The organism is Intrasporangium sp., assembly GCF_030452765.1.
In the GTDB taxonomy this organism is placed as follows: Bacteria; Actinomycetota; Actinomycetes; order Actinomycetales; family Dermatophilaceae; genus Intrasporangium_A.
The window spans coordinates 44,878-58,224 of the sequence record NZ_JAKDLO010000001.1; the positions used below are offsets into that span (position 1 = coordinate 44,878).

16 protein-coding genes are annotated in these 13,347 nt (G+C 71.7%); 3 read left to right on the forward strand and 13 right to left on the reverse strand.

Going from position 1 to position 13,347, the window contains the following annotated elements:
• Positions 1-64 precede the first annotated feature (64 nt).
• Positions 65-499, forward strand: a complete 435-nt coding sequence (locus L0H79_RS00210; RefSeq protein ID WP_301482502.1) for a VOC family protein — start codon at positions 65-67, stop codon at positions 497-499.
• Between the two features lie 7 nt (positions 500-506).
• Here L0H79_RS00210 and L0H79_RS00215 read toward each other — a convergent pair whose 3' ends face one another.
• From L0H79_RS00215 to efp, 4 genes are all read right to left on the reverse strand, one after another.
• Positions 507-1,088, reverse strand: coding sequence for a cob(I)yrinic acid a,c-diamide adenosyltransferase (locus L0H79_RS00215; protein WP_301482503.1), 582 nt, complete (start codon positions 1,086-1,088; stop codon positions 507-509).
• Positions 1,085-1,900: an FAD-binding oxidoreductase gene (locus L0H79_RS00220; RefSeq protein ID WP_301482504.1), complete on the reverse strand. Its 816-nt coding sequence runs from the start codon at positions 1,898-1,900 to the stop codon at positions 1,085-1,087. The genes L0H79_RS00215 and L0H79_RS00220 overlap by 4 nt, the downstream gene beginning before the upstream one ends.
• An 80-nt stretch (positions 1,901-1,980) precedes the next feature.
• Positions 1,981-2,394 (reverse strand): transcription antitermination factor NusB, encoded by a 414-nt coding sequence (gene nusB / locus L0H79_RS00225; protein ID WP_301482505.1) that lies wholly within the window; start codon positions 2,392-2,394, stop codon positions 1,981-1,983.
• Position 2,395: 1 nt separating this feature from the next.
• Positions 2,396-2,959, reverse strand: a complete 564-nt coding sequence (gene efp, locus L0H79_RS00230) for an elongation factor P (protein ID WP_301482506.1) — start codon at positions 2,957-2,959, stop codon at positions 2,396-2,398.
• Between the two features lie 185 nt (positions 2,960-3,144).
• Here efp and L0H79_RS00235 point away from each other — a divergent pair, with 185 nt between their 5' ends.
• Together L0H79_RS00235 and L0H79_RS00240 are read left to right on the forward strand one after the other, a co-directional pair.
• A complete protein-coding gene (locus tag L0H79_RS00235) occupies positions 3,145-3,414 on the forward strand; it encodes a hypothetical protein (protein ID WP_301482507.1) in 270 nt (89 codons plus the stop codon).
• Complete coding sequence (locus tag L0H79_RS00240) at positions 3,411-3,815, forward strand: type II toxin-antitoxin system VapC family toxin (protein WP_301482508.1); 405 nt, start codon at positions 3,411-3,413, stop codon at positions 3,813-3,815. The genes L0H79_RS00235 and L0H79_RS00240 overlap by 4 nt, the downstream gene beginning before the upstream one ends.
• Before the next feature lie 59 nt (positions 3,816-3,874).
• Here L0H79_RS00240 and aroQ read toward each other — a convergent pair whose 3' ends face one another.
• The 9 genes from aroQ to alaS all read right to left on the reverse strand — a co-directional run bounded on the left by aroQ (position 3,875) and on the right by alaS (position 13,233).
• Entirely contained in the window at positions 3,875-4,309 is a 435-nt protein-coding gene (aroQ, locus tag L0H79_RS00245; RefSeq protein ID WP_301482509.1) for a type II 3-dehydroquinate dehydratase, read from the reverse strand.
• A 43-nt stretch (positions 4,310-4,352) separates the two neighbouring features.
• Positions 4,353-5,438, reverse strand: a complete 1,086-nt coding sequence (gene aroB / locus L0H79_RS00250) for a 3-dehydroquinate synthase (RefSeq protein WP_301482510.1) — start codon at positions 5,436-5,438, stop codon at positions 4,353-4,355.
• Positions 5,435-5,959, reverse strand: coding sequence for a shikimate kinase (locus L0H79_RS00255; RefSeq protein ID WP_301482540.1), 525 nt, complete (start codon positions 5,957-5,959; stop codon positions 5,435-5,437). The genes aroB and L0H79_RS00255 overlap by 4 nt, the downstream gene beginning before the upstream one ends.
• A complete protein-coding gene (gene aroC / locus L0H79_RS00260) occupies positions 5,956-7,176 on the reverse strand; it encodes a chorismate synthase (protein WP_301482511.1) in 1,221 nt (406 codons plus the stop codon). Before aroC ends, L0H79_RS00255 begins: the two co-directional genes overlap by 4 nt.
• Before the next feature lie 65 nt (positions 7,177-7,241).
• Positions 7,242-7,946 carry a prepilin peptidase gene (locus tag L0H79_RS00265; RefSeq protein ID WP_301482512.1) on the reverse strand — a complete coding sequence of 235 codons (705 nt, stop codon included), beginning with the start codon at positions 7,944-7,946 and terminating at the stop codon, positions 7,242-7,244.
• A gap of 35 nt (positions 7,947-7,981) precedes the next feature.
• The gene (locus tag L0H79_RS00270; protein WP_301482513.1) at positions 7,982-8,782 is read right to left on the reverse strand and encodes a shikimate dehydrogenase; all 801 of its coding nucleotides are present in this window, start codon (positions 8,780-8,782) and stop codon (positions 7,982-7,984) included.
• Positions 8,783-8,795: 13 nt separating this feature from the next.
• Positions 8,796-10,031 carry an endolytic transglycosylase MltG gene (gene mltG / locus L0H79_RS00275; RefSeq protein ID WP_301482514.1) on the reverse strand — a complete coding sequence of 412 codons (1,236 nt, stop codon included), beginning with the start codon at positions 10,029-10,031 and terminating at the stop codon, positions 8,796-8,798.
• Positions 10,028-10,522 (reverse strand): Holliday junction resolvase RuvX, encoded by a 495-nt coding sequence (gene ruvX / locus L0H79_RS00280; RefSeq protein WP_301482541.1) that lies wholly within the window; start codon positions 10,520-10,522, stop codon positions 10,028-10,030. The genes mltG and ruvX overlap by 4 nt, the downstream gene beginning before the upstream one ends.
• Positions 10,523-10,527: 5 nt before the next feature.
• The gene (gene alaS, locus L0H79_RS00285; RefSeq protein ID WP_301482515.1) at positions 10,528-13,233 is read right to left on the reverse strand and encodes an alanine--tRNA ligase; all 2,706 of its coding nucleotides are present in this window, start codon (positions 13,231-13,233) and stop codon (positions 10,528-10,530) included.
• Positions 13,234-13,347: the final 114 nt, after the last annotated feature.

Sequence of the window (13,347 nt, forward strand, 5' to 3'; positions counted from 1 at the left end):
CCCCGTGTGGTCCTCCCGGTGTCATCGGGAGCAAGCCCAGCGGCATACGGCTACCGTCGTGGGGATGGACCAGCGACTCAACTTCATCACACTCGCAGTCGCCGACCCGGCTGCATCGCGGCGGTTCTACGCGGACGGGCTCGGGTGGGAGCCGGCCTTCGAGGCGCCCGGGGAGGTCGTCTTCTTCCGGATGGCACCGACGATCGTGCTGTCCTTGTGGCGTGCCGACGACTTCGAGGCCGAGGCCGGACCGCTCGACAGGGAGCCGGGCAGGGCACCGATCACCTTGTCGCACAACGTCCCTACGCCTGAGCAGGTCGACGCGGTGATCGCCGACGCCGTGAGAGCGGGAGCCCGGCTCGTGGCAGCGGCGAAGGACCGCGACTGGGGTGGCCGGTCCGGCTACTTCGCCGACCTCGACGGCTACCGCTGGGAGGTCGCGTACAACCCCGGGCCACTCGACAAGGACCTCATGCGGGCGGCGGGCCTGCTGCCCTGAGCAGTCGTCAGTCGTGGCTCGGGGTCTCGGCCTCGCCGGCCGACGCCCGGGCCAGCACGTAGAGCAGGTCGCTCATCCGGTTCAGGGTGAGCAGCACCGGGTCGGAGACCTCATGACCGGCGCGGGCCGCGGCGACCGCGTGGCGCTCGGCCCGCCGGACGACGCCGCGCGCCAGGTCCAGCGCGGCCGAGGCCCTCGACGCACCGGGGACGATGAAGACCGGGCGCAGCGGGTGGCGCTCGGCCAGCTCGTCGATCGCGTGCTCGACATCGGTGACGAGTTGCGGGGTGGCCAGGGAGATGCCGGGCTCGAGCCGGTCGCGGTCGTGCGGGTTGGCCATGAGGTCGGCCGCGATGACGAACAGCTGCCGTTGGGTCGCGAGGACGAGCGCTGCCAGCTCCGCCGACTCGTCACCGGCCGGGTCGGAGCTCAGCTCGGCCCGGGCGAGCCCGAGCGCCCCGACGGTCTCGTCGATGTCACCGCACGCCTCCACGAGCGCGTCGTCCTTGCCGATCCGGCCACCGAAGAGACGACCGGTGGTGCCGTCGTCGCCGGTCTTGGTGTAGATGCGAGACGCGTTGCTGCTCATGAGGATTCCTCCAGGTCGATCGTCGGTGTCGGGGCTGCCGCGCCGGCGCCGTGCCACGGGACGGGCTCGGCGTAGAACTCCTCGGTGTGCAGCCGCCCGGCGTGGACGCCGAGCCGTTGCACGGTGCGGGTGCACGCGTCGACGAAGCCGGGCGAGCCGGCGATGTAGACGGCGTACCCCCCGAGGTCGGGGAGCAGGCCGGGCAGGATCTCGGGCACTCTGCCCAGGGGTGGCGCAGCAGATCCGGATGCCACCCGGGTCAGGGTCCGGACGTAGTCCAGCCACGGATGGCTCCGGGCGAGCTCATCCAGCTCCGTCTCGTCGATGACGTCGGCGAGCGTCCGCCCCGAGAAGAGCAGGGTATGCCGCTCGGCTGCGTCGCGATCCTGCGTCTCCCGCTGCGCGACAGCCTCCTCGAGCAGGGAACGCACGGGAGCCAGCCCCGATCCGCCGGCGAGGTAGAGCGTCGGCCCGTGGTGCCCGGGGTCGGCGACAAAGGTGCCGTACGGGCCTGAGACGAGCAGCCGGTCACCGATGCGCGACTCCCGGGCGAGCCAGGTGCTCGTCGGGCCGTCCGGCACGGCCGTGACGAGCAGGGTCAGGCGCCCATCGGGTCGGGGGGCGTTCGCAACCGAGTACGACCGCACCGGGACGGTCCGGTCCCCGTCCTGGGCCAGGACGTACTGTCCCGCAACGAAGTCGACCTGCTCCGCCGCCGGCTCGAGGGTGAGCTCGGCGACGACCGGGGTGCACCAGCGGCGGGCAGCCAGCACGAATGGGACGTCCTCGTCGGGCAGGGGGGCGAGCGGCATACCCCCATTTGAACGGGCCGGCGCCAGCAGGGCAAGAGCGGCGGGGCGAGGCCGGCGAGGTCCGCGACGGCGCGGCCCGGTCAGACGATGGTCTCCTTGACCTCCGACAGCCGCGCGAGCAGCCCGTTGACGAAGGCCGGCGACTCGTCGGTCGACAGGTCGGTCGCGAGCGCGACCGCCTCGGAGATGGCGACGGCGTCGGGGATCTCCTCGTTGAAGAGCACCTCCCAGGCGCCGAGCCGCAGCACTGCCCGGTCGACGGCCGGCATCCGTTCGATCGTCCACCCCTGGCTGTAGTCGGTCAGGGCGGCGTTGATGTCGGCCCACTTCTCGACGACCCCACGGACGACCTGTGCCGTGTAGGGGTTGTTGCCGGCCCGGGACTCGCGGTCGGTGAGTCGCTCCTCGAGCAGCGCTAGCGCGTTGACGTCGCGCTGGTCGGCCTCGAAGAGGATGTCGAGGGCCCTGGTCCGGGCCTTGGTGCGAGCGGCCAAGTCAGTCGTTGACGCGACCGAGGTAGGACCCGTCTCGGGTGTCGACCTTGACCTTCGTGCCGGTCTCGAGGAAGAGCGGCACCTGGATCTGCGCGCCCGTCTCGAGGGTCGCGGGTTTGGTGCCGCCCGTGGAGCGGTCGCCCTGCAGGCCCGGGTCGGTGTGCGTGATCTCCAGGACGACCGAGGCCGGCAGCTCGACGTAGAGCGGGGTGCCGTCGTGCGTTGCGACGATCGCGTTCTGGTTCTCGAGCATGTAGCCGGCGGCCTCGCCGACCGTCGCCTCGGAGACCATGAGCTGGTCGTAGGTGTCGGTGTCCATGAAGACGAAGTCCGCACCGTCCTTGTAGAGGTACTGCATGGTGCGCTTGTCGACATTGCTCGTCTCGACCTTGACGCCGGCGTTGAACGTCTTGTCGAGGGTCTTGCCCGAGACCACGTTCTTGAGCTTGGTCCGCACGAAGGCGGGACCCTTGCCCGGCTTGACGTGCTGGAACTCGACGACGGACCACAGCTGCCCGTCGAGGTTGAGCACGGTGCCGTTCTTCAGGTCGTTGGTCGTTGCCACAGATGAGTCTCTCTCGTATGCCGCTGTCGCCCGGTCGCGCCGGCACGGCGCGGTCGCGGACGTGGGAAGTATGCCGCGCAAGTCTAGCCGCCATCGCCGGACGTCGAACCACGACGATGTCGGACGTCCGCGGTCGAGGCCGCACGGATGGTCGCGCTCGCCCGTACCGCATGTAAACTGCATGCATGGTCGCCCTGCAGATCCGTGACGTACCCGATGACGTCCGACAGGCGCTGGCCGCCCGGGCGGCGGCGAGGGGACAGTCCTTGCAGGCCTTCCTTCTGACGCTGGTCACGCAGGAGGCCCACCGGTCGACCAACCTTGCCCTGCTGGAGCGCTTCGGCGCCCGCCAGGACGGCTCGCGTCTGACGAGCGCGCAGGTCGCCGAATCCCTCGACCGGGCCCGAGCCGAACGCGAGGCCTACCTCGCCGGCGGGCCGGACGACATGTCGTGATCGTCGTCGACGCGTCCGTACTCGCCAACGCCATGACCGACGACGGCCCGGTGGGGGCGTGCGCTCGCTCCGAGCTGGCCCGCGATGCACATTGGGCCGGTCCCGGGCATCTGGTCGTAGAAGTCTTGTCGGCGATTCGTGGCCGATGGCTCGGTGGCAAGCTCAGTGAGCAACGTGCCCGCGACGCGCTCGGTGCGCTGGCGGCTGCGACCATCGACATGCTGGCAGTCGCACCCCTGCTGGCACGCATGTGGGAGCTGCGGAGCAACGTGGCAGGCTATGACGCCGCCTACGTCGCCGTCGCCGAGGCTCTCGACTGCCCACTCGTGACGGCCGATGCCCGGCTCGGGCGCGTCCTCGACCTACGATGCGAGATCCGGGTTGCCTTGCCGACCGGCTGAACCAAGGCTGGGGATCAGTCGAGGACCTTCCCGCTCACGGCCAGGCCCTGCTCGTCACGTCAGACGAGGGCACGCAGGGCGAGCAGGTAGCTCTGCAGGCCGAAGCCGGCCACGGTCCCCGTCGCCACCGGTCCGACGACCGAGACGTGCCGGAACTGCTCGCGGGCGGCGGGGTTGGACAGGTGGACCTCCACAAGGGAGCGGCCGCTCGTCGTGACGATGGCGCACGCGTCGCGGACGGCATACGAGTAGTGGGTGAACGCGCCCGGGTTGAGCACGACGTCGGCACCGGCGTCGACGGCCTGGTGAAGCCAGTCGATGAGCTCACCCTCGTGGTTGGTCTGTCGGCAGTCGGCGACAAGGCCGAGGTGCTCGGCCTCGCGGCGCACGGCGTCGTGAACATCCTCGAGGGTGTCCGAGCCGTAGATCTCCGGCTCGCGTGTGCCGAGCCGGTTCAGGTTGGGCCCGGACAGGACGAAGACCGTGGGAGTCATGGCGCGATCCTACTGAGCGAGCCGCGGCACGGATCCGTTCGCGTCAGGTGGGGGGCGGCGTGGCGATGCGGGCGTAGGCCTCGCGCAGCAGGGCATCGCTCGGGTCGACCAGGCGGGCGGGTTGGGCGAGCCCGTCGAGGACGACGAAGCGCAGCGTCGAGCCACGCGTCTTCTTGTCGCGCCGCATCGCCGTCAGCAGGCCCTCCCAGCGGTCGGCACGATAGCTCGTGGGCAGCCCGACCGAGCTGAGGACATCACGATGGCGGGCCACCAGCCCGTCGTCGAGGCGCCCGGCCAGTCGAGCGAGCTCGGCGACGTAGACCATGCCGACGCTGACCGCCTCGCCGTGCCGCCAGGCGAAGTGCTCGACCTGCTCGATCGCGTGGCCGAAGGTGTGGCCGTAGTTGAGGATCTCGCGCAGCGACGCCTCCTTCAGGTCGGCCGAGACGACCTCGGCCTTGACACGAACAGCACGTTCGACGAGCTCACGCAGGTGCGGGTTGTCCGCCCGCCGGGCGGCCTGCGGGTCGGCCTCGACGAGCTCGAGGATCGTCGGGTCGGCGATGAACCCGGCCTTGATGACCTCGGCGAGCCCGGCGACGAGGTCGGCCTCGGGAAGCGTGCGAAGGACGTCGAGGTCGCACAGGACCCACGCCGGCGGGTGGAAGGCGCCGACGAGGTTCTTGCCCTCGGACGTGTTGATGCCCGTCTTGCCTCCGACGGCCGCGTCGACCATGCCGAGCAGCGTCGTCGGCACGTGCCCGACCCTGACCCCGCGCAGCCAGGTCGCCGCGACGAACCCGGCAAGGTCGGTTACGGCACCCCCGCCGACGCCCACGACAGCGTCGGCGCGGGTGAAGCCGGCCTGCCCGAGCTGCGCCCATAGCCGGCTCGCGATCCCGGCCGTCTTGGCGGCCTCGGCGTCGGGCACCGCCGCGAGGTGGACGGCATACCCCTCGCGCTCGATGGACGCGGCGACGGTCTCGGCGTAGCCGCTGAAGGCGACCGAGTGGACGACGAGGACGCGCTCCACGGCCTCGCCGAGCCTGGCGCCGGGCTCCCCCAGCAGACCGTGACCGACGACGACGTCGTAGTCGTCGCCGACCCGGGTCGCCGTCCCGTCGTTCACGTCGGCGCCCCTGCCAGCAGGCGCGCGATCTCGTCGGCGATGTCGTCGGGCGGGCGTCCGGCGGTGTCGACCCGGTGGGTCGCGACGCCCTCGTAGACGGGTCGGCGCCGCTTCATCAACGCGACCCACGTGGCGCGCGGGTTGACGGCGAGGAGCGGCCGCGACCGGTCGAAGCCGATCCGCTTGCTCGCGTCGGCGATACCGACGTCGAGGAAGACCACGATGTGCCCGTCGAGCGCGGCACGGGTCACCGGGTCCATCACCGCTCCCCCACCGAGGGCGAGCACGCCGGTCGACTCGCTGAGGGCTCGCGCGACCTCGGCCCGTTCGAGGTCCCGGAAGGTCGGCTCACCGTCTTCGATGAAGATGTCCGCGATCGTTCGGCTGGTGGCCGCCTCGATCGCGGCGTCGGTGTCGTGCAGGTCGACGCCGAGTCGTGTGGCGAGCGCGCGCCCGACGGTGCTCTTGCCCGATCCCGGGGGCCCGACGAGGACGGCGACGGGACGTGCCGCGGCTCTCACCACGTGCGCATCCCCTCCGGGATCGACTCGAGGTATGCCGCATGGTTGCGCCGCGTCTCGGCGACGGAGTCGCCGCCGAACTTCGCGAGGCAGGCATCGGCCAGGACGAGCGCGACCATGGCCTCGGCGACGACACCCGCTGCGGGGACCGCGCAGACGTCGGAGCGCTGGTGGATCGCCGTCGCGGACTCGCCTGTCGCGACGTCGACGGTGGACAGGGCGCGGGGCACGGTGCTGATCGGCTTCATCGCGGCGCGCACCCGGAGCACCTCCCCCGTCGACATGCCGCCCTCGGTGCCTCCGGCCCGACCGGTGCGGCGGCGGATGATGCCGTCCACGACCTCCATCTCGTCGTGGGCCTGCGAGCCGCGGCGGCGTGCGGTCTCGAAGCCGTCGCCGAGGGCGACGCCCTTGATCGCCTGGATGCTCATCAGGGCGGCGGCGAGCCGTCCGTCGAGCTTGCGGTCCCAGTGCACGTGCGAGCCGAGGCCCGGAGGCAACCCATAGGCGAGGACCTCGACGACGCCACCGAGGGTGTCGCCGTCCTTCTTGGCCGCGTCGACCTCGGCCACCATGGCGGCCGAGCCGCTCGCGTCGAACGCCCGGACCGGGTCGGCGTCGATGGCGGGCACGTCGTCCGGGTCCGGCAGCGGTGCCCCCTCCGTGACGGTGGCCAGGCCGATCGCGAGGGTGTGCGAGAGCAGCCGGATGCCGTACGCCTGCCCCAGGAACCTGGCGGCGACCTCGCCGAGGGCGACGCGAGCGGCGGTCTCGCGGGCCGAGGCGCGCTCGAGGATCGGGCGTGCGTCGGCGTGTCCGTACTTCTGCATGCCGACGAGGTCGGCATGCCCGGGCCGCGGCCGGGTCAACGGCTTGTTGCGGGCGACCTCCTTCTCGGCATTGACGTCGTCGGCCGCGGCGAACGCCGCGGTGGACACCGGCTCAGGGCTCATGACGGTCTGCCACTTCGGCCACTCCGTGTTGCCGACCCGCAGCGCGACTGGGCTGCCGATGGTGACACCGTGCCGCACCCCACCGAGGAACTCGACCTCGTCCTGCTCGAACTTCATCCGCGCCCCTCGACCGTGGCCGAGCCGGCGCCGGGCCAGCGCCCGTCGCAGGTCCTCGGCGCAGACCTCGACCCCGGCCGGCAGTCCCTCGAGCACGGCGACCAGGGCGGGGCCGTGCGACTCGCCGGAGGTCAACCAACGCAACATGAGGCGATCCTGTCACGAGCCGGTGGGACCAGCGCCTGCCCCCCTCCCCGGACCCGTCCCGGACGTCACAGCAGCGGGGGCACCTCGACGAGGAGCGCGATGATCGCCCCCGCGACGAGGAAGGGCCCGAACGGCACGGAGTCGTGCCGGGAGCGGCGCCGCACGACGACGTGGACGAGGGCGTACGCTCCGCCGAGCAGGAACGCGGCGTAGAGGGCGAGCACCGGTGCGGCCCACCCGACCGAGCCGGTGACGAGGCCGATGAGACCGAGCAGGACGACGTCGCCGAGCCCGAAGCCGCTCCGGAGCAGGGCGGCCAGCAGGGCGAGCAGGAGACCGAGGACCCCGAGGAACGCCGCACCCAGGACCGCCCTCACGAGCAGGCCCCAGTCGCCGGTCGCCCACGCCGCGAAGGTGACCTGGCCCAGCAGGATCGGGAGGCTCGGCAGCGTCAGACCCTCCGGTAGGCGGTGTATATCGAGGTCGACCCATGTCAGGGCGAGCGCGACGGTCGCGAAGGTGAGCAGGGCGGGCAGCAGCAGCCACCCGGCCGGGATACCGAACTTCCACGCCAGCGCGGCCCAGAGCGGCCCCAGGCCGGCGGTGACCACCCAGCCGGGCAGCCTGCGCGGCCGATCAGCCTCCTCCTCGAGCCGATAGTCGAACGTCTGCAGCCGGGATCCGAGCAGGTGCCCGACCCCGAGCCCGGACACACCGGCCGCCACCACGAGCCAGATCGGGGCGCTGGCGGGGGGCGCATCGGTGGCCAAGGCTCCCAGCACTGTCCAGCCCGGCGGACCCCCGATCATCGGTGCGCGGCGAGAGCCTCGGCGAGCGCGCGGCGCATCTCCTCGAGGGGGGCGGGCTGCCCGGTCATGAGACGGACCTGCTCGGCGGCCTGGTGCAGCAGCAACTCGGTGCCGTCCACGACGGTCCAGCCACGCTCGCGCGCCGCGTGCTGCAGGGGGGTGTCCCCGGAGCCGTAGACGACGTCGAGGACGGTCGCCGGTCTGTCGTCGAGCTGCGTGAGGCCGCCCAGCGAGGCCGGTGGAACGGTGCTGACGATCACGTCAGCGGCCGGCCACGTCCCCATCGGTGTCACCGCCACCTCGAGACCTGCAGCGTGCGCGTGCTGCACAGTCTCGGGACGGGGACGCGCCCGGACCATGAAGACCACGCGACGCGCGCCGAGGTGCTGGGCTGCGGCGAGAGCGGACCGCGCCGTCGCCCCCGAGCCCACGACGAGCATGCTGTCGAGGTGGTCGAGGCCTGACTCCCGCAGCGACTCGACCATGCCCTGCACGTCGGTGTTGTGCGCCATCCAGCCCTGCCGGCCATGCCGGACGAGGGTGTTGGCCGCGTCGGTCCGGCGCGCCTGCTCGCTCGCCTCGCGGGCGGCCGCGAGCGCCACCTCCTTGAGCGGCATCGTGAGCGACAGGCCGCGCCAGGTCCCGTCGAGTCCGCGCAACGCGGCCTCGAAACCGTCGGTGCCCACCTCGCGGCGCTCGTAGGTCCAGTCGCGCAGCCCGAGGGCTCCGTATGCCGCTCGGTGCAGCACGGGAGACAGCGAGTGCTCGATCGGCGAGCCCCACACGGCGCACTTCATCGCTCAGAGCCTCTCAACACGTGCCCTTGTTGGCCGCGCACCAGGCCTGGAACTGGGCGACGTTCTTCTCGTGCTCGGCCAGGGTCACGGCGAACTTCGTCTCCCCCGTCCTGGGGTTGACGGTGACGAAGTAGAGCCAGGGGCCTGTGGCGGGGTGGACGGCGGCCGTGATGGCGCTCTCTCCTGGGTTGCCGATCGGGCCCGGTGGCAGGCTCGCGTGCACATAGGTGTTGTAGGGGCTCTTGCTGGCGCGGTCGGCGTCGCTCGTCGTGATGCCATGCTTGCCGGCCGCGTAGTTGACGGTCGAGTCGAGCTGGAGCTTCATCTTCTTCGCGAGGCGGTTCTCGATGACGCGGGCCACCTTGGGCCGGTCCTCGGGGCGCCGGGCCTCGGCCTCGACGAGACTCGCGATGATGACGGTTCGCTCCATCCGCTCGTCGGGCACGCCGAGGGCCTCGAGCCGCTTGACCGACTGGGCGACCATCTGGGCCAGCTGGTCCTTGGCCGTCGTGCCGGGGTCGAAGGAGTACTTGGCCGGGAAGAGGTAGCCCTCGACGTTTCCCTTCGCCGCGGGCGGCAGACCCAGGGCGGCGCCGTCCTTGGCCGCGGCAGCGTAGTCGGCGACGGGGATGCCGGTGTGCTTCGACAGCTCGGCGTAGATCTCCTTGGCCCAGAGCCCCTCACGGATCGTCACCTGCGTCGTGATCCGGTTGTCCGGGTCGACGAGTACCGCGACCGCAGCCGCGGCCGACATCTGCTTGCGCAGACGGTAGGTGCCCGGCTGGATGCCGGCGCTCTTCGGGTTGTCGGCGGCCGCCTCGATGTAGGCCTTGGTGGACTTGACGACGCCGGCATTGACGAGTGTCGTGGCGATCGCGGCCCCGGTGTCGCCGTGCTCGACCACGACGGGTACCTCGCCGCTGCCCGGCCCGGGGTAGTCGTTCGACTCGAACATGCCGGCGACGACCGGGCGCAGGTAGGTGTAGGCCACCGCGACGCCACCGCCGATGACGGCCAGGGCGAGGGTGATCACCGCGATGCGCCGCCACAGGGGCGGTTTGTGCGACCGGGCGCGCCGGGACTTGGCGGACCGCCGCTCGGCTCTGCGGCTCTCCCGTCGAGTGAGCCGGGCCCGCTCGCCCCGCTCGGACGGGCCCCGCGTCGGGCCGTGCGCCGGACTCTGCCCCCGGTGGTCCCCGACGTGCTCGTCGTGGTCGCCGAAGATCGACGACTCGAGAGGGTCATTCATGGACGTCGGGCCTTCCTCCGTGGCTTGCGCCCCGGCGAGACGATCTCGCCGGCCGGATCACCGGACCGCGTCTCCGCGTCGAGGGCCGCCTGGAGGATGAGCACCGCCGCGGCCTGGTCGACGACGGCCCGCTGCCCCCGACCCGGCACACCGCTGTCGCGTAGTCTGCGGTGCGCGTCGACTGTCGTCAAGCGTTCGTCGACGAGGCGCACCGGTACCGGACGGACGCGCTCGGCGAGCTGGGCGGCATACGTCCTGGTGAGCCGGGCCGCGGTGCCCTCCTGACCGGAGAGCAGCAGCGGCAGCCCGACCGCGACCGCGACGGCGGCGCGCTCGGTCACGAGCGCGGCGAGCGTGTCTAGATCGGTACCGCCCTCGGCGTCGCGGGCCAGCGTCGTCACCGGGACGGCGAGACTCCCGCCGGGATCCGAGGCGGCGACTCCGACGCGGGCGATGCCCACGTCGACGCCGATCCGGACCCCGGGATCCATGCGGATCACGCACTCCGTGCGCGGAGCTGGTCCTCGACCGCCCCCAGCGCCTCGGAGACCTTGGTGGGCTCCGTGCCCCCGCCCTGGGCGATGTCGTCCTTGCCGCCGCCTCCCCCGCCGAGCTGCTGGGCGGCGGTCCGCACGAAGGCACCTGCCTTGAGGCCGACCTCGCGGGCCCGCTCGTTCGTCGCGACGATCGCGACCGGGCGCCCCTTGCTGACGGCGGCCATCGAGACGAGTACCGGGCGGTCGTTGCCGAGGCGGTGACGGACGTCGAGCACGAGCGCGCGCAGGTCGTCGGCGGTGACGTCGCGACCGGCGTCGTGGCTGACGAAGGTGACGCCGTCGAGGTCGCGGGCACTGCCCACGAGGCCGGCCGCGGCCCCGAGCACCTGGGCCTGCCGGACGGCGGCGATCTCCTTCTCGGCATCCTTGAGCCGGCCGAGGATGCCGGCGATCCGCTCCGGCAGCTCCTGCGGGCGCGCCTTGACGAGCTCGGCGAGCTGCCCGACGATCGCGGCTTCGCGGGCGAGGAACGAGTAGGCATCCGAGCCGACGAGCGCCTCGACCCGGCGCACCCCCGATCCGATCGACGACTCCCCGAGCAGCTTGACGACGCCGAGCTGGCCCGAGCGCTGGGCATGCGTGCCGCCGCAGAGCTCACGGGCCCAGTCCCCGACCGAGACGACGCGCACCTCGTTGCCGTACTTCTCGCCGAAGAGGGCCATCGCGCCGATGTCGTGGGCCTGCTGCTGCGACATGATCTCGGCATGCACGGGCAGGTCGTCGAGCAGCAGCGCGTTGACCTTGGCCTCGACGTCGGCGAGCACCGCCCCCGGCACGGCGTGCTGGGCGTTGAAGTCGAAGCGGAACCGGCCGGGCGCGTTCTCCGAGCCGGCCTGGGTGGCGGTCTCGCCGACCGCCTCACGGATCGCCTTGTGCACCATGTGCGTTGCGGTATGGGCTCGCGAGATCGACCGGCGTCGCTCGATGTCGACCTTCGCGTACGCAAGCTCGCCGGGGCCCACCTCGCCGCACACCACCGACGCGCGGTGCACGATGAGCCCGGTGATCGGCTTCTGCACGTCGCGCACGTCGATGACCGCGCCGTTCGCGAGCTCGATGAGCCCCCCGTCGGCGAGCTGGCCGCCGCCCTCGGGGTAGAACGGGGTGCGGTCGAGGACGAGCTCGATGTCATCGCCCGCGCTCGCGATCTCGACGTTCTGCCCGTCCCGGATGATGCCGGCGACCCGTCCCTCGGAGACGACCTCGTCGTAGCCGGTGAACTCGACATCGTGGCCGAGGGAGTCCGCGACGTGCCGGTACACGTGGGTGTCTCCGTGGGCGGTCTTCTTGGCCCGCGCGTCGGCCTTGGCCCGGTCGCGCTGCTCGGCCATCAGCCTGCGGAAACCTGGCTCGTCGACCTCGACGCCCTGTTCGGCCGCCATCTCGAGGGTCAGGTCGATGGGGAAGCCGTAGGTGTCGTGCAGCGTGAACGCCTGCTCGCCCGAGAGTCGTTGTGGTGCCTGGGGTTTCGCCTTGATCCGGCCCACCGCGGAGTCGAGGATCGTCGTGCCGGACGCCAGGGTGCGGCGGAACGCCTCCTCCTCGGCGTAGGCGACCTGGCTGATCCGCGCGAAGTCGGTGCGCAGCTCGGGGTAGGACTGGCTCATCCGCTCCATGCTGATGGGCAGCAGGTGCGGCATCGTCGGCTCGTCCACGCCGAGCAGCACCATCGAGCGGACGGCACGGCGCAGCATCCGACGCAGGACGTAGCCGCGGCCCTCGTTGCTCGGGGTGACGCCGTCGCCGATGAGCATCAGGCAGGTGCGGACGTGGTCGGCGACCACCCGCAGCCGCACGTCGTCGGGGCGGCTCTGCGCGGCGACGTGGCTCGGGTTGGCCCCGTAGGTCTTGCCGGCCAGCTCCGCGGCCTTGTCGAGGACCGGGAAGACCTCGTCGATCTCGTAGAGGTTGTCGACCCCCTGCAGGATGCTGGCCATCCGCTCGAGACCCATGCCGGTGTCGACGTTGCGGGCCGGCAGCGGACCTGCGACGTCGAAGTCGTCCTTGGCCCGGACCGCCGAGAGCTGGTCCTGCATGAAGACGAGGTTCCACACCTCCATGTAGCGGTCCTCGTCGACGGCCGGGCCCCCCTCGCGGCCGTACTTGGCGCCGCGGTCGACGAAGATCTCGCTGGAGGGACCGGCTGGGCCGGGGATGCCCATGTGCCAGTAGTTGTCCTGCTTGCCGCGGCGCACGATGCGCTCACGCGGAATGTCGCTGAGCTTCAGCCAGAGGTCCACCGCCTCGTCGTCGTCCTCGTAGACCGTGGCCCAGAGGCGCTCGGGGTCCAGCCCGTAGCCGCCCTCCTGCTGGGTGGTGGTCAGCAGCTCCCACGCGTAGGAGATCGCCCCTTCCTTGAAGTAGTCGCCGAAGGAGAAGTTGCCGTTCATCTGGAAGAACGTGCCGTGCCGGCTGGTCCGACCCACCTCGTCGAGGTCCGGGGTGCGGACGCACTTCTGCACGGAGGTGGCTCGGGACCACTTGGGGGTCTCCTGGCCGACGAAGTAGGGCACGAAGGGGACCATGCCGGCAGCCACGAAGAGCAGGTTGGGGTCGTCGAACGGCAGCGGTGCGCTCGGGACGACGGTGTGACCCCGGCTCTCGAAGAACGAGAGCCAACGACGCCTGATCTCAGCGGTTTCCATGCGATGGCGGTCCTTGGTCTGTTGGACGGTAGGCCCCCGCGCTCGACGCGCGAGGCGATGGTCAACCCTAGCCGACCTGCCCACCTGACCAGCCGCGAGACGTATGCCGCCCAG